We start from the raw sequence: 24,002 nt of genomic DNA, 5'->3' as shown, positions 1-24,002 counted from the left end.
TTTAAGATTTTAGAATTTAAGATTTAACTGGAAACCGACTGTTCTTGCCGATGGAAGTTGTCCCATTTCCACTCCCGGAGTGATGGTGGCGTTATCCAATGTGGCTACTTCAGGATCAAACAGCGGGAACTTCGTCCACATCCACAGATTTTTCCCGAAAATGGCAATAGTAAGATCATCCAGACCTATAGATTTGATGGTTTCTTTCGGGAAAGAATAGGCAATTCTGGCATCTCTCAGCTTGATAAAATCTGTACTGAAGCTGTTGGTTTCTACATTCGCTCTTCGGTAGTAATCTCCGTAATAAGAAGATACCAGTACTCCTTTTGTATTTGGACTGAATGATCCGTCAGGATTTTGAACAACTCCATCCCCAACAATCATTCCTCCAGGGTTGTCTCTGCCCGGAAGGGTAGATTTCAGCTTACCTTGTTCAGACATTTTATGATGTGACTGTGAATAAGCAATACCACCATATTGTCCATCAAAAGAGAAACTAATTGTAAAGTTTTTAATCTTGAAATCATTCTGAAGACCGGCTCTCCATTTCGGGAATGCATTTCCTACTTTTTCAATATCTGCAGGTCTGGCAGGAAGCCCGTTATCTCCATAAATTACTTTCCCGTCAGGAGTTCTTAATAATTTAAATCCATACATATCTCCCAGCGAACCTCCTACTTCCATTTTATAGAAGACCACATCTCCTACGTTGGAAACGATTCCGTCAAATCCTTCAGGCAGGGTCATTACTCTGTTTTCGTTGGTAGACCAGTTTCCCCCTACTTTCCAGGAGAAGTCTTTGCCTTTTACCGCTAAGATATCGGCTGAAAGTTCAAGGCCTCTGTTTCTGATTTTACCTGCATTAATGATTCTTTTGGAATATCCGGTTTCTGTGGGCAACGATACAGGGATAATCTGATTTTCACTAAAATTCTGGTAAGCAGTAAGATTAAGATTCAATCTGTTTTTGAAAAGGCTGAAATCCATACCGGCTTCTATATTGGTATTTTTTTCAGGTTTAAGGGAAGGATTATTAAAAATGGTGGGCGCTACTACACTTCCTGTAATGTTACTGGCTGTATAATAGTTATCCAAAAGATAAGGATCACTGTCTATTCCTACTTTCGCCCATGAAGCTCTCAGTTTCCATAAGTTCAGGTTATTACTTTTCAGATTAAAGATATCCGAAAGAATGAAACTGGTACTTACTGAAGGATAAAAGAAAGATCTGTTTTGCTTGGGAAGTGTGGAACTCCAGTCATTTCTTCCGGTGACATCTACAAATATTTTATTATCATATCCCAATGTGAGCAACCCATAGACACTGTCTACATGTTTATCTCTTGGAGCGGGATATTTAACCGGAATATTAAGAGCATTGGTAAGGCTGTATTCGCCGGCAGTTTTCAATCCTATGGCCTGATAATCGTTCTGCAGATATTCATTATAGCGGATACTTCCTCCTGCTGATGCAGAAATACTGAATTTATTCCAATCTGCTTTGTAAGAAAATAAAAGGTCGTTATTATATTCCTGATTTTTAATAAACTGCTCTCTGTAGAACCCTTTCAGATAGTTGGCAGAGCTCCATGGTCTTTTGGTTGTTCTTTTTTCATTCAGAATTTCAATTCCTGACCTCAACATTAAGCTGAAATTTTTATTAAACTGATAATCTGCCGTGATATTTCCTGTAATGGTTTTCTTTCTGACACCATTCAGCATTTCGTAAGCAATCATGTAAGGATTATCAATATATGAACTGAACGGATGGATTTGATCAACCTGCTCCTGTCCGGGTTTCCAGATCGGTTTATACCATTCAAGATCTACATTGGGATTCTGGAAGATCATGAAATAGGAAATCGACTGATTGTTATATCCCGTCGCAGGAAGGTTATCACTGGTCGTCGTGTTATAAGCAAATTTTGTAGAAATTTTTAATTTTTGGGTAAGCTGATGCGCAAAAGATAAAGCAAAATTGAACCGGTCAAAGCCTGTATTCGGCATCATCCACTCATTATTAAGGTAAGTAAGTGAAGTTCGGAAGCTAGTTTTCTCGTTAGAACTTTCTACAGAAATACTGTTAGAGTAGTTAGAGCCAGTTCTCCAGAAGCCTTTGATATTGTTTTCATAAGGTCTCCACAATTGTCTTTCTTTACTTTGTCCCATCACATTAGGATCGTATTGAAAGTAATACTGGCCAGCAAATTTAGGTCCGAAAGCGCTACTTGTTCCACCTGTACTTGGCCCATCAGGAGAAAGACCATAAGAGTAATAAAAATTACCATTATTGGTTGCCAGTGTTCCCTGTCCATATTCATATTGCCAGTCCGGCCACTTCAATACGGAATCAAAGCTGGAGGAAGAATTGAAGGTTACTCTCAGTTTTCCGTTTTTTGTTTTTCCGGATTTTGTGGTTATCATTAAGGCTCCGTTGGCAGCGCGTGATCCGTATAATGCGGCAGCAGAAGCACCTTTTAATACCGTTACAGATTCAATATCATCCGGATTAATGCTGTTCAGTCCATTTCCAAGATCAATCGGAACATCTCCTCCGGAACCTGCTCCATAAGCTGCAGTATCAGTACCTGTTGTAGAATTACCCAATGGTACTCCATCTACGACAATCAGAGCATAGTTATGATCCATCATAATGGATTTTTCTCCTCTCAAAGTAATTCTGGAAGTTCCAAGCGGTCCTGCTCCTGCGGTCTGAATTTTAAGACCTGCCACTTTCCCTTCCATGGACTGTGCCCAGTTATTATTCTGGGTTTCTTCAAATGTTTTGGCATCTACTTTTTCTGCAACATATCCTAAAGCTCTGTCATGCCTTTTAATCCCCAAAGCAGTAACCACTACCTCATCAAGACCTTTAACGGTATCTTTTTTTACTTTCTGCTGAGCTGCCAGGTTGACACTGATACATCCTAACAGCGACAAAACCAACAGTTTTTGTGTCTCTTTACGCATTTCTTTTTGTTTGCGCAAAATTAAAACGACATTACAAGGATGGTCTTAACACAATTTTAACGTTTCTTAAAAAATAATTAAACCATATATTAATCCAGCCTTAATAACATTACACAAATAACTAATTATCAAGAAATTAATCAATTAATTATTTTTAATACCTGTCTCCAGCGGTATTTATGTATCTTTATTGTCTTTCCTTGAGATAATACTGCAAAACAAATACAATTAACTGATTTACAGCAAAATAAAAATAACCTTAGTGATACTCTTTATTTTACGATCACTAAAAAGAAGAGCTTAGCCCGTAAAAAGAAACAGTCTGCCCCTTAAAAGAGGCAGACTGTATAAATTATTGGTTATCTGTTGAGATGATTAAAAAATTTCGTTAAACCACCCCGTCAAAAATTCTTTGAATTTTTGCCACCCCTCCGAGGAGGGGAATATTTTGTCCTTAGGTTGTATTCTTTGTGAGAAATTTCCAACTGTTATTTATTCTTTAGCTGATCAGGAATATTGGTGGTTACAAATCCGATTCCCTGCTTTTTCAGTTCATTGTATACAGCAACGTCATTCACTGTCCAGGCATTGGTAATTAATCCTAATGCTTTTGCATCCGCAATCCAGGTAGGATTTTTCTGGAAAACACTGTAATGATAATCCATTCCGTCTAATCCTTCTTTTTTAATCTGCTCGGGAGACAATTCTCCGTTCAGGTACTGAACTTTGAATGATGGAGCTAGTTTTTTGATCTCTTTACAGATATTAAGGCTGAATGAAATAAACTCACTCTGAGATTCCAGCTTCATATCTTTGATCATTTTAATTGTTTTCTGAGTGATCTCATTTTCAATTTCAGGAGTCTTGGCTGGTTTGATTTCAACAATAAGCTTCAGAGATTTGTCTTTTTTTCCTTGTTTTAAATAATCTTTTAAAGTAGGAAAGTTTTCTCCGTTGGATAATTTCAATGCTTCCAATTCTTTGAAGTTCATTTCTGAAATTTCCATTTTACCGTGGTGCTCATCATGGTTGATGACCAATACACCATCTTTTGTCATTCTTACATCAAATTCAGACCCATATACTTTTAATTTCTGGGCATTCTCCAGTGATTGAAGTGAATTCTCCGTTGTAGGAGGCTGAGCCTGGAAATATCCTCTATGGGCAATGATCTGGGTTTGTGCTTTCATCATAACTGTACTTAAAACTGCTAACCCTAAGATAAAATTTTTCATAATATAATTTAGATTATTAAAAAGAAAGTCCTGAAACTTCTGATAAAGGTAGTTATTAAAAAATGGAAACCACAAAGACATAAAAGATTTTCTGGCTAAAACTAAGGTTTCAATACCTATTAATCTGCCGTTTTAATTTCTTTTATGTCTTTAGTAGTTTAAAAACAGATATTAGAAGGAGTACTTCGCTCCGATCTGAATCTGATATGGATTTCCGGATAGAGGAACCAGTCCACCTCCACTTACGTTTTTAGTGTATTCGTACTGCATGGTGTCTTTATTGAACTTGGTTACTTTATACAAAGATGTATTATTATATGATTTGTTTACACCCCATTCTTTGTTAAGAAGGTTGGCTACGTTGAAAATATCTACAGAAAGTTCGAAAGCACCTACTTTATCAAATTTTATTTTCTTAGCTACACGTACATCCCAAACGCCATAGAAACCATTTTTTCCTCCGTTACGTTCTGCTATTTTACCATTATATTCGTTGATATAATCTTTCAGAGCCTGTCCCACCTGTGGATCATCCAGAATGGCTTTGGTAAGGTTCGGGAAGATAAAAGCAAGGTCATTGGAATCTACGAAATCACCATTAATATTTCCTCCGGTTGTTGCTGAGAAACGCGTTCCTCCAATCCCTGAATACCTGATTCCTAATGTAAATCCTGCAATCGTAGGAGAGTTTCCATAGATCACGACTTTATTTCTAAATTGGTTATCAGAATACGTCATTCTTAAATCTCTCGGATCACTCTGAATCATGGTGGACAATGTCGCAGAGTTGGCTACGTTTCCGTTGTAAGAGGTATTGTCTTTAATATCAGACCATGTATAACTTGCTGTGATTTCTCCATCTTTCCAGTAACGGTAACTTGTATCCAATACGAATGAGAACTGGTTTACTTTACCATCACTTACCAATTCCAGTACTCTTCCGAAATTATTATTGATTCTTCCCTGTTTCCAGTCGAAACTTACACTGTTATTGGTATTGTTGGTAATAGCTCCTGTAGGAATGAACACTCCCCTTCCGCCTTCATTAGCTAAAGTAAAGAAAGGATTGGCTACCATGTTTCTGTCGTAGTAATAGTAATTATTTCTACCTAAAGCCATGTATCCTGCAATTCCTGCTCTGAACCTTTCATTGAAGAAGTGCGTATAAGAGATATTCGCTTTATAAACGATTGGAATTTTTGTGTCTTTCCCCGTATAGTTGATGGTTGGCATCTGCTTCTGAGAAAGTGTAGGAATCGTATTATAATTATCTCTATAACTGTTAAAATCCGGGAATGGAACATCTTTACCCGTTACATCTACGGTAGCTAGATGATTACCGTCAAATACAAGGTTGTTGATGATCATATAATTGTTGATATCGGAAGAGAAAATTCCGGCACCAAACTTAAGGAAGTCTTTATTTTCTTCATTGATGTTCCAATCAAACTGGAATCTTGGTTGAATAACAAATGATTTGAGCTGATTATCTGTTCTGATTCCCATTTCATCAAACAATTTCTGGTTGAATTTTGCTTTTGGGTAACCACCGTAATCTAATCTTAAACCAGCCATTAAATCCAAGCCTTTTGCTACTTTGGTCTGAAACTGTCCATACAGACCAATGTTCCATATGTTTGATCTAACAGATGGATCATCCACCAAAGGAACTTCTCTGTAGAATCGGTAAGGAGTCATAGTGTCAAAGTTGCTCATTCCCTGGAAATAGAACTTTCCGTTCACCTCACTTCCGTATACCGATTTTGCTGTTGTATACATTAAATCAGCACCAAAAGTATATTTTACCTTATCGGTATTGTAATATAGGTTGTCAACTATCTGGAATACATTATTTCTAAAGCTTTCCTGTGCAAAACGGTGTCCTCCGATCTGAATATTGGTAGATCCGGCACTTGAAGCTATTCCTTCAACAATCGCTCTTGGTACAGGTTTTCCCAGCTGATTGTTCTGGTAACTGTCCTGGAAGGTGTAAAGGTACTGCGCCTTTAATTCATTGGTTAAATTAGGTTGCAGATTTGATCTTAAAGTCAATAATAAACTGTTGTCAAGGTTCTTATCATTTCCGTAAGATTCAAAGAAGTTGATATTGGTATTATCACCCAACCCGTTTTTATTAAGATCGTAGGTGAAGTTATTCCTAAGTGTTAATAAATGTTTTTCATTGATCTGCCAGTCTAAACGTAAAAATCCTGCATCAGAATTCCTTACTTTATCAAACGTTCCGAATTGCGGGCTGCTTCCTACCCCATATTTTGCTCTTGCAATATCCAAAAACTGGTTAAGCGTCTGCGTGGTTGTGTTGAATCTCTTCTCATCATCCGGAGATTTGATATCAGCAATGATCAAAGGTCTTGAATCCAGCTGGTGATCCCAGGCTACGAAGAAATGCAATTTATTTTTAATGATGGGACCTCCCAATGAAAATCCGAACTGAGAAGTAGAGAAATCATTATCTCTTTTGTTCCCTCTGATATCATACGGACTGGAAAGCCAGTTGGTTCTTAAATATTCCCAGGCACTTCCTGAAAATTTATTGGTTCCTGATTTGGTAACGGCACTTACAGTTCCTCCTCCACTTCTTCCCAATGTCACATCATATTGGTTGGTTGTAATTTTGAATTCACGTACCGCTTCAATGGAAATGGAGAAAGGGGCACCACTTCGGCTGGTAGTGGCTCCTGCAGAAGTAGGGTTTTTCGCCGTCATTCCATCAATAGTAAAGTTCGTGGAAGATCCAAGCTGTCCGGAAAGGTTTCCGCCTTTTCCGCTTAATGGGGATAATTCGGCAAGATTTGCAAAGTTTCGTCCGTTTACCGGAAGTATACTGATATTTTTAGCAGAAATTGCAGTAGCAGCTCCAAGGTTTCCGATCTTGTTTTTAAGATTTCCCGTAATCTTTACTTCTTCAATAGTCTTTTCATTCCCCAGATCCATATTTACGGTAACCTGATCTCCGAAGTTGACACTGTAACCTTCTTTTTTATCATCGTTTACAATGACAGTATAAGGCCCACCCAAAGGAATTTCTTTAAAAATATATTCCCCTTTTGAGTTGGTTTCCGTTTCCGTTCTGAATCCGGTAGACTCATTCACAATTGTCACTTTCACTTTTTCCTGAGCCGTACTTCCCGGTCCGGTAACTTTCCCTACAATAGAAGCCTGTGTGGTCTGTGCATAAGCCATTGTCCCAAGCCCTAAAAACAATAATCCCAGTACAATCTTTACTTTTTTCATTTCTTCCGAAGATCTTTATGATTAATTTTTTGATGTTCGCCAGGAAACCTCTTTGATTTTCATGTTAATAGATCATGTTGAGGTTTCTTTCAATCAGATGTGCAAAGGTATTTTGACTTTAACAGCGGGATGTTTAAGAAAGTTTTAACATTTTTTTAATTAAATCAAAACGTTATGTTAAATTACTTTAAACACGTGTTTTATTTACAACACAATCAACCTGTTAAAGCATGTTACATATTTTTAATTTTCCTGTACTATTTTATTCTGTTATTTTTTAAATGCAATTACTTTGGTTATTTTTGCTCAAAAGATAGAAAAGCAATGTCTGAAAACATTCAACAAAAGATAGAACAGCTCCGCAAAGAGCTTCACCAGCATAACGACAACTATTATCAACTGGATACTCCCACCATTACAGATTTTGAATTCGACATGCTTCTGCAGGAACTACAGAATCTGGAAGCTCAATATCCTGAATTTTATGATGAAAACTCTCCTACAGTACGTGTAGGTGGTGGTGTCACTAAGGTTTTCCCTACCATTCAGCATAAATTCAGAATGTACTCTCTGGATAATTCTTATGATTTTGATGATCTTGAAGATTGGGAAAAGAGAATTATCAAAACCATTGAAGACCCTGTAGAATTTGTTGCCGAACTGAAATATGACGGTGCTTCCATTTCTATTCTTTATGAAAACGGAAAACTGTCACAGGCAGTTACCCGTGGAGATGGTTTCCAGGGGGATGAAATTACTCCGAATGTACGGACCATTTCAGATATTCCTTTGACTTTAAAAGGTGATTTCCCAGCACAATTTTTTATGCGTGGAGAAATTTATCTGACCAGAAAAAACTTTGACAAGCTTAATGTACTGCGTGAGGAAGAAGGTCTTGATCCTTTCATGAATCCTAGAAATACAGCCAGTGGAAGCCTGAAAATGCAGGACAGCGCTGAGGTAAGAAAGCGTGGACTTTCTTCGGTACTGTATCAGTTTATCTCTGAAGATATTCCGGCAGAAACCCATTGGGAACTGCTTCAAAAAGCTCAGAGCTGGGGATTCAAAACTTCTCAGCAGGCCAAATTATGTAAAACGATGGCTGAGGTACAGGAATTTATTACATTCTGGGATACTGAACGCCATAATCTGCCTTTTGAAATTGACGGGATTGTATTGAAAGTTAATTCATTACAGCAGCAGAGACAGCTTGGTTATACAGCAAAATCTCCCCGTTGGGCAATGGCTTATAAATTTAAAGCAGAAAAGGTAGAAACAGAACTTCAGAGCGTTTCTTATCAGGTAGGAAGAACCGGAGCTATTACTCCTGTCGCCAACCTTAAGCCTGTTTTACTGGCAGGAACAATTGTAAAAAGAGCCTCTCTCCATAATGAGGATATCATCAAGAAACTGGATCTTCATGAAAACGACTTTGTTTATGTGGAAAAAGGGGGAGAAATTATTCCGAAAATTGTAGGCGTAAACACAGATAAAAGAACGGAAGAAAGCAAGGAAATAGAATACATCAAACATTGTCCTGAATGTGGTACTGAGCTGGTAAAGATTGAAGACCAGGCTATTCATTTCTGTCCGAATGAACTTCACTGTCCGCCACAGGTAGTGGGAAGAATGATTCACTATGTTTCCAGAAAAGCTTTGAATATTGATAATCTGGGGAGCGAAACTATTGAACAGCTTTACAGAGAAAAATTAATTGAAAATCCTGCTGACTTTTATGTTTTAACGAAAGAACAGCTTCTTCCTTTGGAAAGAATGGCTGAGAAATCTGCTCAGAATATTATTACAGGAATTGAAAAATCTAAAGAAATTCCTTTTGAGAAAGTACTGTACGGAATCGGGATCAAGCATGTGGGGGAAACGGTTGCCAAGAAACTGGTAAAGAACTTCCCAACCATTGAAGAATTGAAAAATGCAACCGTAGAGGAGCTTTGCCAGGTAGAAGATATTGGGGCTAAAATTGCAGTAAGCATCGTTGAATTTTTCCAGAATTCTGAAAACGTATTGATGATCGAGCGTTTAAAATCTTACGGAGTACAGCTTGAAAAAGGAGAAAGCACGAATGAAGTATTATCCAATGTACTGGAAGGAAAAACCTTCTTATTCACCGGAAAATTGTCTTTATTCACAAGAGAATCTGCTGAGGAAATGGTAGAAAAACATGGCGGAAAAAACATTTCTGCCGTATCAAAGAACCTCAATTACCTAGTGGTAGGGGAAAAGGCAGGAAGCAAGCTGAAAAAAGCTCAGGATATCGGAACCATTGAAATCCTGGACGAACAACAATTCCTGGATTTGATTGAAAAGCAATAAAGAATAATGATTTAATCATTTATATAAGACTGTGAAATCTATCACAGTCTTTTTTATTTTCATTTTGACATAAGTGCTTTGAATTCAGAGATAAAAAAAATAATAAAGTATTCACTTAAAAGTTTACATTTGCTTTTGATTTGTAATCAAATACTAAAAAACTAAAACGTAACCAACTCAACCATGAAAAAACTTTACTCAGCTATTCTGCTGGCTATATTTTCTGTACTCCAGTCGCAGATTGTCAATATTCCTGATGCTCATTTTAAAAGCCTGCTGGTAGCCAATATACCTTATCTGGCTACAAATATTATGGGTAACAGTACGATTATTGATACCAACCATGATGGAGAAATCCAGTTATCTGAAGCCGCCAACATCAGTAAATTAAACTTTGACACTACTACTTTACAAAATTATACCTCATTTTCTAATAATGTGATTTCAATAGAAGGGATAAAAAGCTTTACGAATCTGACACATTTTAATATTGACAATTTTCCCCTACTACAAAGTATAGATCTTAGTAATAATACAGTATTATATAAACTGGATATCAGCAGATGCTATGTTTTGTCATCAGTCAATCTTCAGGGTTGCAGCCAGTTGCATGATCTGGATATTTTCTTTACTAAAGTCCTTTCGATTGATCTATCAGGATTGACAAATTTATATGATGTGAATATGACCCAGTGCCAGCTTGCTAATATCTTTTTAAATAACAACACGAATCTGACCAACTTATCACTGGTTTCCAATAATCTTCAGACACTTCCTTTAAACCAGACTCCTAATCTGAAATTTCTAGGTATCCCCGGTAATAAGTTTACATCACTCGATTTCAGTGCTTTTCCAAAAATTGAATCCCTAAATTGTACCTACAATAAATTTACAAGTATTGATCTCTCCCAAAATGAAAAACTTCAAATTTTCGGATGTGATATGAATCCGAATCTTAAGTATTTGTTTATTAAAAATGGGGTCAATAACTTTACACAGAATAATACTTCAACATTTTCAGGGACTCCCAATCTTGTTTATATCTGTGCAGACGATTTTGAAATTCCCAATATCACTTCATTGTTACCCACTACTATGGTCAATTCCTATTGCTCATTCACCCCGGGAGGCACATTCTATACTATTCAAGGGAATACAAAAGCTGACATCAACAATAACGGATGCGATCCCAATGATCCCAACAAAGCTTTTCAGAAATTCACAATTGCAGGAGGCGGAATAACGGGAAGTATGATTGCCAATAATTCCGGAAATTACAGTATTCCGGTACAGGCAGGTAGTCATACGGTAACTCCGGTTCTGGAAAATCCTACTTATTTCAATATTTCTCCGGCAAACTTTACGGCTAATTTTCCTCAACAGGTAAGTCCTTTCATTCAAAATTTCTGTATAACTCCCAACGGGATTCACAATGATTTAGAAACAGCTATTATCCCTGTGACAGCAGCTTCACCTGGTTTTGAATCAAAATATAAAATCATCTATAAAAACAAAGGTACTGCAGCTCAGTCGGGAAATATAGTTTTTAATTTCAATAATAACCTGGTGAACTATCTGAGTGCAACGACATCTCCAAGCTCTCAATCTATCGGAATGTTGAACTGGAATTTCACGAATCTTCTCCCTTTTGAAACCAAAGAAATTACCGTAACTCTGAAATTAAATACTCCAACACAAACTCCGCCAGTCAATGGAGGTGATATTCTGCATTACACGGCACAGATCAATGGTGCAACTGATGAAACGCCTGCTGACAATAGTTTTACTTTAAACCAAACTGTTGTCAACTCTTTTGATCCCAATGATAAAACCTGTCTGGAAGGAACTTCTATCACTCAAACTCAGGTGGGAGACTATGTTCATTACCTGATCCGGTTTGAAAATACTGGGACAGCCAATGCACAGAATATTGTGGTAAAGGATGAAATTGACATTAATAAATTTGATATTTCTTCGCTTGTTGCGTTAAGTGGAAGCCATAATTTTGTTACTAAAATCAGCAATCCGAATATCATTGAATTTATCTTTGAAAATATTCAGCTTCCTTTTAATAATGCGAATAATGACGGATATGTTTCGTTTAAAATTAAAACAAAGTCTACCTTAAATCTTGGGGACAGCTTCAGCAATACTGCAAAAATTTATTTTGATTACAACAGCCCGATTGTTACCAATACTTACACAACAAGTGTTCAAAATGTATTAGCAACAGCAGAAACCCATAAGGAAAACCAGAGTATTTCTGTTTATCCTAATCCTGCAAAAGATGTTTTAAATATCAGATCCAAGCAGGAAATCATCAAAGCTGAAATCTATGATGCGACTGGAAGAATTATCAGCTCATTAAGTGTAACAGGAAACTCAATTTCTGTTTCTGAAATTACTAAAGGAAACTATATTCTAAAAGCTTTCACGAAAGAGAATGTAATTGTACAGAAGTTTATTAAAGAGTAGACTTGTAAATGTTATAAAAAAGGGCTGCAAAAATTATTCGCAGCCCTTTTTTGTTTTCGAATCTGTCTCAAAATTCATATTTCACTTAAAAGCAATAATAGTATATGGAGAACTTTCTCCTGTCTTTGGCAGAATAAGCCTGATATGTTCTTTATCCTTGTAGTAATCCACATATGGCTCTTTGGTGATAATTTTTCCTTTTTCTGTTGGTTTATATCCGTCTGCTAAAATCAGTGTAAGGTACTGATCATATTCTTTCTTTGTTTTAAACTCAAATTCAATTCTGTCTTCAGATTTTTCTTCAGCATATTCAAACTTCCCAATTTTTGAGGTGTAATCAGGAGCTTCATATTCGGTTAAAGCGAAACCCATCCCTTCAGTTCTGTCATAAAACTTGAACTTTTGCTGTTTCATTTCCTTTTTAAACTCATCCATTGTAAGTTTATTGAAACCTTTAAGCTGTTCTACTGTGAATGTCTGTGCAGAAATCTGGATACTCATTACAACTGAAAATAATAGGAGTCCTAACGTTTTTCTCATTGTTATTTTTATCGCAAATATAAAGAATAGGAATATAAGTTTTTGAACTGAGGAGATCGGAAATTATCCAATCAAAGCAGAACAATAATCCTTATGAAACCGGCAGCCTGAAGTAAAACGTACTTCCATTATTCAGGGAACTCTTCACTCCTATTTCTCCGTGTTGTTTTTCAATAAAGTTTTTTGAAATAGCCAAACCTAAGCCTGTCCCATTCTGATGTTCTCCGGGAACCTGGAAATAGCGGTCAAAGATCTGACGATGGTATTTTTCATCAATTCCGCTCCCGGTATCAATAATACTGAACTGAATGAACGAGTTCAGTTTTTCTACCACAATCTTAATATTTTCATCCTGATAAGAGTGTTTTACAGCATTGGTTAAAAAGTTATTCATTACCCAGACTGTTTTATCAAAATCTGCTGTCACGGCATCACTATCTTCCAGCAGGTATTCTGTACTGATGGAGATATTTTTCTGTTCCGCAAGCTTTTCAACATTTTTCACAGCAGTCTGTACAATTTCTTTAGGGGAACATTTCTCAACAGTAAGTCTGATATTTCCGGATTCTACCTGAGAAAGATTCAGCAATTCTCCTGTGATATCCAGTAAACGCTGTCCGTCTTCATTGATACTCTTCAACAATTCCTGCTGCTGCTCGTTCAGTTCTCCGAACTTTTGGTTTCCAAGAAGCTGAACGCCCATTTTGATCGCTGAAATCGGAGTTTTCAGTTCATGAGAGATCGTTGCTATGAAATTGGTTTTGGCGAAATCAAGTTCTTTAAAAGGCGTAATATTTCTTAACAAGATTACCTTTCCGATATATTTTTTCTCTTTTTCGCCTGTCTTTACTATATTGATGGGAATAATATCCTGCTCGAAATAGTTTTCTTTGTTATCACGAACAATTTTAATCGGATCTTTTACCGGATGGTCAATATTTTTCAGCAGTTCACGCATCAGATCGTTGTTAATAGCAACTTCATGAGCTGTTTTTCCGATAATATCTTCTTTATGGAGATTGGTGATTTTCAGCGCTTCATCATTGATCATGTAGATAAAATGATTTTCATCCAGACCAATCACCGCATCGTGCATATTATTGACCAATGTTTCGATCCGTTTTTTATCCATCAGTTGCTTGGAAAGTGTACTGCTTTCGTACTCCTGAAGTTTTTCCGCCATACTGTTGAATGAATCTGCCAAACTGTTGAACTCTTCACTTCCTTTGAAATGAACTCTTTCACTATAGTTTTTATCAGCAATCTGTTTGATACTGAAAGTAAGCTGATTGATAGGTTCTGCAATGGTTTGTGGTAAATTAAAAAGCAGGATAAAAGCGATCAGAAAACATACTGTTCCTAAACTTACGATCCAAAAAGTGGCATTTTCTGCTGTAATAATCGCAATATCACTTTTCCGTTCTATCCCTTTCATATTCAAAGACATGATCTTCGAAAGATCTTCACGGATTAGTTTTTCCTTATTGATATCGGGAGCTTTCAGGTAGCTATTGAAATGAAGATTCAGATTTTGTGTCGCTTCTTTTTCTCCAAATTCTGTAAGGTTCTTTTCCTGAAGTTTATTGTTTTTCTGAAAATCTGCTATGGCAACGGTACTGTCTGTGCTGATGTTATCCAATGCCAGAAGCATATTTTTGGAAAACTCCAGACTGTTGTAATTGGCCGTAAGGATCTTTTCAGTATCAGATTTTAATTTGTTGATGTATACTGAACCTATCACTGAAAGCAGAACGATCAGTAGAAATAAAAGGCCAACGCCTAAGGTAAGTTTTGTTTTAAGTTTCATTATTTTTATGATAAAATAATAATATCTATCTGTCTTTCATTCAGCCTGTTCATGAGAGTATAGATCCAACTGTACCCCAACATTCGCTGCCAGAAACTGGCGTGAGGTTTTCCAATACAGACCGTAGTGATGTTATGAGCAATCACATATTCCAAAATTCCGTTATGAACACTGCTTTCTTTGATGCGGACTACTTTGGCACCTAATTCCTGTGCTAAATTAAAATTATTAATTAAATACCGTTGTTTATCCAGCGCAATTTTTTCCGGATTTTCAGAAGGCTTCTGAACGTACAAAACAGTCCACGGACTGTTATAATAGCTGGCTAATCTTGCAGTTTTACGAATAATTGTTTTGGCAATCTTCTCATTACTGCTGATACAGGCCAGGAATTTTATCGGTTTAAAATTTTCAGTTTTAATCTCTGTCTCTACCTTCCTTTCAACATGGGTAGCTACTTCTTTTAAAGCCAGCTCACGAAGCTGAAGAATATGTCCGCTCTGGAAAAAATTACTGAGAGCCGTTTGAATTTTTTCCTTTTTGTAAATTTTTCCTTCTTTTAAACGGGTCAGCAGTTCATCAGCCGTAAGGTCAATATTCACCACTTCATCGGCGAGTGCCAGTATTTTATCCGGAATTCTCTCTGCTACTTCTACTCCTGTAATTTTCTTTACCTCTTCATTCAGACTTTCAATGTGCTGGATATTCATGGCACTGATGACATTGATCCCGTTATCCAGGATTTCAAGTACATCCTGCCATCTTTTTTTATTTTTAGAACCTTCCACATTGGTATGAGCCAGCTCGTCTACCAGAACAACCTCAGGATGCTCATTGATAATAGCCTGAAGATCCATTTCTTCAAGGTTCTTTCCTTTATAAAAAACTGATTTTCTTTCAATTTGAGGAAGCCCTTCTACCAGAGCTTCGGTTTCTTCACGGCCATGGGTTTCAATATACCCAATCTTTACATCAATGCCATTTCGCAAAAGAGAATGTGCTTCCTGAAGCATACGAAAACTCTTTCCTACACCTGCACTCATCCCAATATAAATTTTGAATTTTCCTTTACGGGATTTCTGGATAAGTTCTAAAAAATCTTTTGTTGATGACATTGATTTTATTCTTTTTAATTTTACTTTAAACACCTTTAATCGTGGTTAAACTGGTTTCTAAAACCAGGCTGCAAGGCTTGTTGTAATGAAGAAATTTCCTTTTTTAAATTCATCATTTTTTGCAAAAATGGCATCTTTCGCAGTAAAACCTCTTGCCTCTGTACGGAAAACCACATTTTTAAAGATCGCATAATCTACGTTGAGAGAATATCCAAAGGTCTGAAATCCATTTGGAGTTCCGGTGTTGATAATGACCCCATTTTTATCATTGTAATATTCTAATCTTCCAGCCAGTGCCCATTTGCCATCAAACTGATATTTCATAAGAACATTCGGGCTGTACCAGATGTTATACTGCTCACTTCCTTTTGATTTCTGCTCTGCCCCTATATCAAATCCCAATACAGCGGAAAACTGGTCTGTCAGCTGAAAACTTCCGTACAAATCATGAAAATAACGCATTCTTTTATCATCCTTTGCTTTATCATTTCCGATGAACGAGCTGCTGTTCAAAGTAATTTTCTCATTAGGTTTGTAAGTAACCTGATGTCCGAAAGAAATACTTTGGTTTCCTTCCGGTTTAGCGATACGTTGCCAGCCATTCAGGACTAATCCGCTTAAAAACCATTTCCCGTTATCTGAGGTATAAGAAATTTTAGCACCTGTTTCAAAATAAGGAGAATTTTCTGCTGCAAAACTTCTGGTCAGATTGATATTATCCTTTCCTATAGCACTTTCCCAGCCAATATGAGAAGGCATGATCCCTGCATCAATCCATAAATTTTTATTTTTCGATATTTTGATTCCTACATTGGCTTCGTTTACATAGCGCAGTGCATTTTGTTCAGCAGCCATATTATCCTGGGCATAAGTTCCGGCCATTAAAGCTACATTGGCGCGGATATTTTCACTTTGATAATTGGCTTTGACCAATCCCAGATTGAGGTTCATTTCATTATGCCTGTTATAGGAGTATAAGAAATTCTGACGGATATGATTTCCCGGTTCATTAAAATCATAGGTATAAAACAATTCTGCATAGGCGGAAAATGTAACTTTATTCCCTGTTTTCAATGAATCTGATGACTGTGCTTTTGTTAAAAATAATCCTAATAGTGCACTTATAGCTAGATATTTTTTCACTTTTATTTTTAAGGTATGTGAATCATGTCAATGTTTTAAACCTTGACATGATTATTGATTATTAAATTACTATTTTAATTGGTCTAAAGCAATATTAAGCTTCAGCACATTTACTTTTGATGGTCCGAAAAGACCTAAGAAAGGCTTTTCAATTTGGGTATAAACCAAGTTTTTGATCTGTTCTTCTGAAACATTTCTCACTTTTGCAATTCTCTTTACCTGATATAATGCTCCTTCTTCAGAAATATCCGGATCCAGACCGCTTCCACTTGCCGTCACTAGTTCTACAGGAACTTTAACACCATTCATTTCAGGATTCTCCATTTTTAAAGTGTCAATTCTTTTCTGTACTGTTTCCAGATATTCATCGTTACTTGGACCTTTGTTGCTTCCTCCACTTCCTGCAGCATTATAATTGACTGAGGAAGGTCGGCCATGAAAGTAATTTTCAGATTTAAATTCCTGTCCGATATTGGCATAAAACTTCTGCCCTTTATCGTACACAATTTCTCCGTTTCCTTTGTTGGGAAGTATTTTAGAACCTCCGTATACAACAGCCAGATAAATACCTGTAACGACCAACATTACAAGAGTTAATCTGAATGCTGAAACAATATGATTTTTCATTTTTTAAATTTTAATAGAATAAACTGATTACCAGATCAATGATTTTGATCCCTATGAACGGAACAATTACCCCGCCCAGACCGTAGATCAAAAGGTTTCTTCTCAATAATGCACTTGCACCGATTGGTTTGTAAGCCACTCCTTTCAAGGCCAGCGGAATCAGGAACGGAATAATTATCGCATTGAAAATAACCGCAGATAATATGGCCGTTTCCGGGCTATGAAGATTCATAATATTCAGCTTCTGAAGAGAAGGAATAAAAGTGATGAACAGTGCCGGAATAATAGCAAAATACTTCGCTACGTCATTCGCAATACTGAAAGTGGTCAATGTTCCTCTGGTCATCAGCAACTGCTTCCCGATTTCCACAATTTCGATCAGTTTTGTAGGGTCATTATCAAGGTCTACCATATTACCAGCTTCTTTTGCGGCTTGAGTTCCACTGTTCATTGCTACACCTACATCGGCCTGAGCCAGTGCCGGCGCATCATTGGTACCGTCACCCATCATGGCTACCAGCTTACCTTCCTGCTGTTCTTTTTTGATGTAATTCATTTTATCTTCAGGCTTGGCTTCAGCAATAAAATCATCTACTCCCGCTTTTTCTGCAATGAATTTTGCGGTCAGGGGATTATCTCCGGTTACCATTACCGTTTTCACCCCCATTTTTCTCAGTCTCTGGAAACGCTCCTGAATTCCTGTTTTGATGATATCCTGAAGTTCAATAACGCCCCATACTTTTTCATTAACAGCAACTACAAGAGGGGTTCCGCCATTTTCGGAAATTTTGGTTACCGCATCCTGGGTTTCCTGTGGGAAGATATTTCCGGCTTTTTCAGTCAGTTTTTTTATGGTATCATAAGCTCCTTTACGGATTCTTGTTTCGTCAAAATCAATTCCTGAAGTTCTTGTTTCAGCTGTAAAATCAATATAAGTAGGATTAGCAACCAATAAATCTTCAGATTTCAAAGCACTCAGCTCAATAATTGATTTTCCTTCCGGTGTTTCATCGGCTACAGAACTTAGTGCAGACGCTTTAATAAATTTTTCAATCATAATTCCATGAGCAGGATGAAACTGTGTTGCCTTACGATTTCCGATGGTAATTGTTCCGGTTTTATCAAGCAAAAGCACATCAATATCTCCGGCAGTTTCTACAGCTTTTCCGCTTTTGGTAATCACATTCGCTCTCAATGCTCTGTCCATCCCTGCAATCCCGATTGCAGAAAGCAGACCTCCGATTGTTGTCGGAATAAGACAAACGAAAAGAGATATAAATGCCGCTATGGTAATCGGAGTCTGCGCATAGTCTGCAAAAGGCTTTAAGGTGAGGGTAACAATAATAAATGTAAGCGTGAATCCTGCTAAAAGTATGGTTAATGCGATTTCGTTTGGTGTTTTCTGTCTTGACGCTCCTTCTACAAGGGCAATCATTTTATCTAAGAAGGATTCTCCGGGTTTTGTAGTTACTTTCACTTTTATTCTGTCTGAAAGTACTTTTGTACCGCCTGTTACAGAGCTTTTATCTCCTCCGGCTTCACGGATTACAGGAGCACTTTCACCGGTAATTGCAGATTCATCAATGGTAGCCAGACCTTCAATGATCTCACCATCCATTGGAATCTGATCTCCGGCTTCACAAAGGAAAATATCGCCTAATGTCATTTCAGCAGACATCTTTAGTCTTGTTTCTACCTGGAATCCGGGTTTGTTATCAAGTACCAGTTTGGCCGGCGTTTCTTCCCTTGTTTTTCTTAGAGTATCAGCCTGTGCTTTTCCTCTTGCCTCTGCAATAGCTTCTGCAAAATTGGCAAACAGAACGGTAAAAAATAAAATAATAAATACTAAAAAGTTATAGGAAAAGCTTCCTTGTGATTTATCACCAGTAAGACTGAACATGCTTACGATAAACATGACAATGGTTCCGATCTCCACCAGAAACATTACTGGATTTTTAAACATAATTTTCGGATTCAGCTTTACGAAAGACTGTTTTATCGCTTCGTTTACCAAATCTCTTTGAAACAATGTTTGTGACTGATTTTTCATTTTTTGAAAGAGTTTATATCATTGTGAATCAATAATCACCATTAAGGTCTGCCCAATAATAAGGATAGATATGGATAATATTAAGTGAACGTTTCGTAAGTGTCAGACTAGCTTCCTAACTTTTCGGCTTCCTTAATGGTTGAATATTGATTGTAATTTTTAATGTTCACATTTATTTTGAGAAATACTGGATCTGCTCTGCGATAGGTCCTAATGTCAATGCAGGGAAGAAAGACAGTGCTGCAATCAGTAGAATCACTGCTAGTGTCATAAATCCGAAAGTAGCTGTATCTGTTTTTAAGGTTCCGGAACTTTCAGGGATGTATTTCTTCTGTGCTAGTAGTCCTGCAATTGCTACCGGTCCTATAATCGGGATGAATCTTGAGAGTAGCAATACAATTCCCGTTGAAATATTCCACCAAGGTGTATTATCTCCAAGTCCTTCGAATCCGGAGCCGTTATTGGCTGCTGAAGAAGTAAATTCGTACAGCATTTCACTAAAACCATGGAAGCCAGGATTGTTCAGTGTTTTTGCTCCAAACTCAGGTAAGTAGGCTGTTAAAGCTGTTCCTGCAAGAATTAAGAAAGGATGGAATAAAGCCACAATCATCGCAATCTTCATCTCTTTGGCTTCAATCTTTTTACCCATAAATTCAGGAGTCCTTCCTACCATCAGACCACTGATGAATACTGCCAGAATAATAAAGATGAAATAGTTCAGAATTCCGACTCCACAACCTCCGTAGAAACAGTTGATCATCATCGCAAGCAGTTCATTCATTCCGGAAAGTGGCATCGTACTGTCATGCATGGCATTTACAGAGCCCGTAGAAATCACCGTAGTGGCAATACTCCAATAGCCGGATGCAGCACTACCAAATCGGATTTCCTTTCCTTCCATTGCTCCCAGACTGTTATCTGCTCCCATTTGTGTAATCAAAGGATTTCCTCCGGTTTCATTCACGATATTCGGAATGGTAAGTGCCAGAAAACCGACCGTCATTACCGTAAAGATTACCCATGAAAGTTTTCTTTTATTCAGATAAAAACCTAGTGCAAATACCAATGCAAACGGAATAATCATCTGAGTGATCATCTCTGTCATATTGGTGATATAATTAGGGTTTTCAAGCGGATGCGCAGAGTTTGCCCCGAAAAATCCACCTCCATTAGTTCCCAAATGCTTGATCGCAACAAATGCAGATACAGGACCTCTGGAAACATCAGCCTTCTGGCCTTCCAATGTTATAACATGATCTTTCCCTTCGAAAGTCATCGGGCTTCCGTTGATGGAAAGAATTAAAGCAACAATTATACTTATTGGAACCAGGATTCTGATCATTGATTTGGTGAAAAAAACATAGAAGTTCCCAAGTTCAGTACTTGTTTTTTCTTTAAAAGCTTTGAAGAGAACAGCCATTGCTGCCATTCCCGTTGCAGCCGTAACAAACTGTAAAAACATCAGGTAAAGCTGGCTCAGATAACTGACTCCTGTTTCTCCCGAATAATGCTGTAAATTACAGTTCACTAAAAATGAAATGGTTGTATTAAAAGCCAGATCAGGTGACATATTCGGGTTTCCATCAGGATTTAAAGGAAGCCAAGCCTGATTCAGCAAAAGAAGAAAACCAATGATGAACCAAATCAGGTTGATCGCCAGCATGGCATACATATTCTGCTTCCAGTTCATCTGGCGGGCAGGATTAATTCCCGAAACTTTATAAATTAACTTTTCAATAGGTTCAAAAACCGGATCCAGAAAAGTCTTTTTGTATCCATAGACATTAGCTATATATTTCCCTAAAAATATTCCGATAACTAATGTAATAGCAAACATTGCTATAATGCCTAAAATTTCTGTATTCATGATCGTTTAAAATTTTTCAGGTTTAATTAAAACATAACAGATATACACAAAGGCAAGTATTGAGAGGAAAAATAAACTCCACATAATTTATATTCTATCAAAAAATTCAACTGATTTACATAAAAGCCAAAACAACACTGCAAAAAGCAGAATTAAACTTATGAGCATCATATCTTAATCATTAGGGTTAAAAGAGTCAACAATACATACGATACAATCAGCAAACTAAAAGTAGAATGCTCCCGTTTTTTAAACGTTTTTCTTGAAATTGTCATTTTTAAATATTTTATTCAGAGACTATATGCCAAAAGAAAGTCCATTTTGAAAAAACAATATTTAAAGCATTGAATAACAATAAATTAAATCTAAAAACCAAACTATATAAAAACAGAAAAGCCTATCAAAATGATAGGCTCTTTATTAAAATGATAAAAGATTTATTTCAATCCGTATTCTTCCAGTTTACGGTAAAGTGTAGCGATACCGATTTCCAGTAATCTGGCTGCTTCTGCTTTATTTCCTTTTGTGTACTGTAATACTTTTTGGATATGTATTTTTTCCAATGACCGGATACTCAAAGAATCACTTTCAGGAACTGTTTTTTCAGAATAATGAGGAAGACTTTCAGCATCAAGAATATTATTATCCATTAAAATTAAACTACGCTCTACTGCGTTTCTCAACTCACGGATATTTCCTTTCCAATCATTTCTCTCTAAAACTTTATAATATTCCGGATCAACCTGAACAGAGGACAAGTGAAGTTTATTTGAAAAAATATCTACAAAGTTTTTTGCAAGAGCTTTAAGGTCTTCTTTTCTTTCTCTTAATGCCGGAAGAGTGATCTCAAATACATTTAGTCGGAAATAGAGATCTTCTCTGAAATTACCCTGCTTTATTTCATCTTCTAAATCCCTGTTGGTTGCAGCAATCAGTCTGAAGTCTGACTTTGAAACTTTAGTTTCCCCCATTTTGATAAATTCCCTGGTTTCCAAAACCCTGAGTAGCTTCGCCTGAAGTTCTATAGGCATCTCACCAATTTCATCCAGAAACAGAGTTCCTCCATTAGCTTCTTCAATCAATCCTTTTTTATCTTTAACTGCACCGGTAAAAGCACCTTGTTTATGACCAAAAAGCTCACTTTCAAGTATCTCCTTACTGAATGCTGAACAGTTGATGGCTACAAAGCTGTTTTTCTTTCTGTCACTCCCTTCATGAATAGCACTGGCAAAAACTTCTTTACCTGTTCCTGTCTCTCCTGTAAGAAGGACAGCAGCATCCGTTAAAGCCACTTTTTCAGCCAATTTCTTAGCCTGTAAAATTAATGGTGATTTACCTATAATCTGATTAAACCCTTTCGTCACAACCTGTTGAACAACTCTTGATTTATTATCTTTCACCTTATCAAGAGCTTTATATACCAATGGGATTATTTTCTCATTATCATCTCCTTTCACCAGGTAATCATACGCTCCATTCTTCATGGCCTGCACTGCATCCGTAATATTACCGAATGCCGTCATCAAGATAATTTCAATTTGAGGATATTTATTCTTGATAGACTTTACCAGTTCTACTCCAAACGCATCAGGCAGACGCACATCGCTCAAAACAACATCAAATTCATGTTGCTCCAGCATCGTCATTGCTGAACGTGCCGTAGAAGCTTCTTTTACATTAAAATTTTCTTGGGAAAGGATCATTCCTAACAATTTAAGGAGTTTGATCTCATCATCGATGATCAGAATATTTCCTGACATTATAATTATTTTTGGAAAACTAGTACAAACTTATTGAATTTATTCGAGGAAAATGGGGTAATTGAGGGAAATAGTTTTGTGAATAACTAATGATGAAGAATTTGGTTGGGAGCTTCGAATTGCAGGATTAGGTAGGGATCGTCAATCGATGTTTTCAAATATAAGTTATGAATTATAAGTTGGGGGGATCCGATTTAAGAATGATAAGTTTTATATCGTGAGATTTAATAGTTCCGATTATGTCATTCCGTAGGAATCTAGCCACATTTATTAGAGTCTAAAGAACTCAAAGGATAAACTACAGAATTTCAAATGGATTGTTTAGACTCCTACGGAGTGGCAGACTGGATTACATTAAAGATAGTATTGAAGGTAAAGACCAATTGTTAGTTAAAGAATAGAAAAAAGAGGGCTGGAAGCAGGAAGCAGGAAGCTGGAGGCATAAAGACAACGGAGATTAGTCATAGTGACTTATTATCTATTACTCATTACTCATTACTCATTACTCATTACTTATGTGTCTGTTGGTGTAGGTATACAACAAAAAAACCTTTATCGTAAAGATAAAGGTTTTTTAAAAATAAAATAAAAACTGGCGGCGGCCTACTCTCCCGCGTTAGCAGTACCATCGGCGCTGGTGGGCTTAACTTCTGTGTTCGGAATGGGAACAGGTGAGCCCCACCGCTAAAACCACCCTAAAGGTTGTATATAGCTTTAAGCATTAGGACTGAAGCCTGAAGCTTATTGCGTTTTTAAGCGATAAAAACTTTCACAAAGACAAAACCTTCACTGCGCATAAAGCACTTGGTTTATTAGTAACCATAGAC

The 24,002-nt window shown here is 36.9% G+C and carries 14 protein-coding genes and 1 rRNA gene; 2 read left to right on the top strand and 13 right to left on the bottom strand.

Annotated elements, in window-relative coordinates:
- Positions 1–9: 9 nt before the first annotated feature.
- The 3 genes from REB14_RS11600 to REB14_RS11590 all read right to left on the bottom strand — a co-directional run bounded on the left by REB14_RS11600 (position 10) and on the right by REB14_RS11590 (position 7,460).
- Positions 10–2,970: a SusC/RagA family TonB-linked outer membrane protein gene (locus REB14_RS11600; protein ID WP_309522261.1), complete on the bottom strand. Its 2,961-nt coding sequence runs from the start codon at positions 2,968–2,970 to the stop codon at positions 10–12.
- Positions 2,971–3,458: 488 nt separating this feature from the next.
- On the bottom strand, positions 3,459–4,205 hold the full coding sequence (locus tag REB14_RS11595; protein WP_079243857.1) for a glycerophosphodiester phosphodiesterase family protein: 747 nt from the start codon (positions 4,203–4,205) through the stop codon (positions 3,459–3,461).
- A gap of 171 nt (positions 4,206–4,376) precedes the next feature.
- The gene (locus REB14_RS11590) at positions 4,377–7,460 is read right to left on the bottom strand and encodes a TonB-dependent receptor (RefSeq protein WP_079240708.1); all 3,084 of its coding nucleotides are present in this window, start codon (positions 7,458–7,460) and stop codon (positions 4,377–4,379) included.
- Between the two features lie 324 nt (positions 7,461–7,784).
- Between REB14_RS11590 and ligA the strand changes: the two genes are divergently transcribed.
- Together ligA and REB14_RS11580 are read left to right on the top strand one after the other, a co-directional pair.
- Positions 7,785–9,791 (top strand): NAD-dependent DNA ligase LigA, encoded by a 2,007-nt coding sequence (ligA, locus tag REB14_RS11585; protein ID WP_309522260.1) that lies wholly within the window; start codon positions 7,785–7,787, stop codon positions 9,789–9,791.
- Positions 9,792–9,974: 183 nt separating this feature from the next.
- Positions 9,975–12,266 carry a DUF7619 domain-containing protein gene (locus REB14_RS11580; RefSeq protein ID WP_309522259.1) on the top strand — a complete coding sequence of 764 codons (2,292 nt, stop codon included), beginning with the start codon at positions 9,975–9,977 and terminating at the stop codon, positions 12,264–12,266.
- An 81-nt stretch (positions 12,267–12,347) separates the two neighbouring features.
- Here the strand turns inward: REB14_RS11580 and REB14_RS11575 are convergent, their stop codons facing one another.
- The 10 genes from REB14_RS11575 to rrf all read right to left on the bottom strand — a co-directional run bounded on the left by REB14_RS11575 (position 12,348) and on the right by rrf (position 23,873).
- Positions 12,348–12,806 carry a hypothetical protein gene (locus tag REB14_RS11575; RefSeq protein WP_309522258.1) on the bottom strand — a complete coding sequence of 153 codons (459 nt, stop codon included), beginning with the start codon at positions 12,804–12,806 and terminating at the stop codon, positions 12,348–12,350.
- 91 nt (positions 12,807–12,897) lie between these two features.
- The gene (locus REB14_RS11570) at positions 12,898–14,613 is read right to left on the bottom strand and encodes an ATP-binding protein (protein WP_079240704.1); all 1,716 of its coding nucleotides are present in this window, start codon (positions 14,611–14,613) and stop codon (positions 12,898–12,900) included.
- A gap of 5 nt (positions 14,614–14,618) precedes the next feature.
- Complete coding sequence (locus tag REB14_RS11565; RefSeq protein ID WP_309522257.1) at positions 14,619–15,728, bottom strand: sensor protein KdpD; 1,110 nt, start codon at positions 15,726–15,728, stop codon at positions 14,619–14,621.
- A 57-nt stretch (positions 15,729–15,785) separates the two neighbouring features.
- Positions 15,786–16,871, bottom strand: a complete 1,086-nt coding sequence (locus REB14_RS11560) for a porin (protein ID WP_202971509.1) — start codon at positions 16,869–16,871, stop codon at positions 15,786–15,788.
- A gap of 69 nt (positions 16,872–16,940) precedes the next feature.
- Positions 16,941–17,498 carry a potassium-transporting ATPase subunit KdpC gene (kdpC, locus tag REB14_RS11555; protein ID WP_079240702.1) on the bottom strand — a complete coding sequence of 186 codons (558 nt, stop codon included), beginning with the start codon at positions 17,496–17,498 and terminating at the stop codon, positions 16,941–16,943.
- A gap of 10 nt (positions 17,499–17,508) precedes the next feature.
- Positions 17,509–19,548, bottom strand: a complete 2,040-nt coding sequence (kdpB, locus tag REB14_RS11550) for a potassium-transporting ATPase subunit KdpB (protein ID WP_309522256.1) — start codon at positions 19,546–19,548, stop codon at positions 17,509–17,511.
- Positions 19,549–19,720: 172 nt separating this feature from the next.
- Positions 19,721–21,415, bottom strand: a complete 1,695-nt coding sequence (kdpA, locus tag REB14_RS11545; RefSeq protein WP_079240700.1) for a potassium-transporting ATPase subunit KdpA — start codon at positions 21,413–21,415, stop codon at positions 19,721–19,723.
- Positions 21,416–21,421: 6 nt separating this feature from the next.
- Positions 21,422–21,499, bottom strand: a complete 78-nt coding sequence (locus REB14_RS24210; RefSeq protein ID WP_077415921.1) for a potassium-transporting ATPase subunit F — start codon at positions 21,497–21,499, stop codon at positions 21,422–21,424.
- Positions 21,500–21,852: 353 nt separating this feature from the next.
- A complete protein-coding gene (locus REB14_RS11540; protein ID WP_079240699.1) occupies positions 21,853–23,175 on the bottom strand; it encodes a sigma-54-dependent transcriptional regulator in 1,323 nt (440 codons plus the stop codon).
- Positions 23,176–23,765: 590 nt separating this feature from the next.
- A 5S ribosomal RNA gene (rrf, locus tag REB14_RS11535) occupies positions 23,766–23,873 on the bottom strand.
- Positions 23,874–24,002: the final 129 nt, after the last annotated feature.

It is taken from the genome of Chryseobacterium metallicongregator, assembly GCF_031324065.1.
Lineage (GTDB): Bacteria > Bacteroidota > Bacteroidia > Flavobacteriales > Weeksellaceae > Chryseobacterium > Chryseobacterium metallicongregator.
Note: the sequence above shows the minus strand (reverse complement) of the source record. Positions and strands in the feature narration are given on the sequence as shown.

What these genes read in the sequence shown, in the direction of transcription:
- REB14_RS11600 (WP_309522261.1), bottom strand. Translation starts at nt 2,970, where the DNA reads ATGCGTAAAGAGACACAAAAACTGTTGGTTTTGTCGCTGTTAGGATGT.
- REB14_RS11595 (WP_079243857.1), bottom strand. Translation starts at nt 4,205, where the DNA reads ATGAAAAATTTTATCTTAGGGTTAGCAGTTTTAAGTACAGTTATGATG.
- REB14_RS11590 (WP_079240708.1), bottom strand. Translation starts at nt 7,460, where the DNA reads ATGAAAAAAGTAAAGATTGTACTGGGATTATTGTTTTTAGGGCTTGGG.
- ligA (WP_309522260.1), top strand. Translation starts at nt 7,785, where the DNA reads ATGTCTGAAAACATTCAACAAAAGATAGAACAGCTCCGCAAAGAGCTT.
- REB14_RS11580 (WP_309522259.1), top strand. Translation starts at nt 9,975, where the DNA reads ATGAAAAAACTTTACTCAGCTATTCTGCTGGCTATATTTTCTGTACTC.
- REB14_RS11575 (WP_309522258.1), bottom strand. Translation starts at nt 12,806, where the DNA reads ATGAGAAAAACGTTAGGACTCCTATTATTTTCAGTTGTAATGAGTATC.
- REB14_RS11570 (WP_079240704.1), bottom strand. Translation starts at nt 14,613, where the DNA reads ATGAAACTTAAAACAAAACTTACCTTAGGCGTTGGCCTTTTATTTCTA.
- REB14_RS11565 (WP_309522257.1), bottom strand. Translation starts at nt 15,728, where the DNA reads ATGTCATCAACAAAAGATTTTTTAGAACTTATCCAGAAATCCCGTAAA.
- kdpC (WP_079240702.1), bottom strand. Translation starts at nt 17,498, where the DNA reads ATGAAAAATCATATTGTTTCAGCATTCAGATTAACTCTTGTAATGTTG.
- kdpB (WP_309522256.1), bottom strand. Translation starts at nt 19,548, where the DNA reads ATGAAAAATCAGTCACAAACATTGTTTCAAAGAGATTTGGTAAACGAA.
- kdpA (WP_079240700.1), bottom strand. Translation starts at nt 21,415, where the DNA reads ATGAATACAGAAATTTTAGGCATTATAGCAATGTTTGCTATTACATTA.
- REB14_RS24210 (WP_077415921.1), bottom strand. Translation starts at nt 21,499, where the DNA reads ATGTGGAGTTTATTTTTCCTCTCAATACTTGCCTTTGTGTATATCTGT.
- REB14_RS11540 (WP_079240699.1), bottom strand. Translation starts at nt 23,175, where the DNA reads ATGTCAGGAAATATTCTGATCATCGATGATGAGATCAAACTCCTTAAA.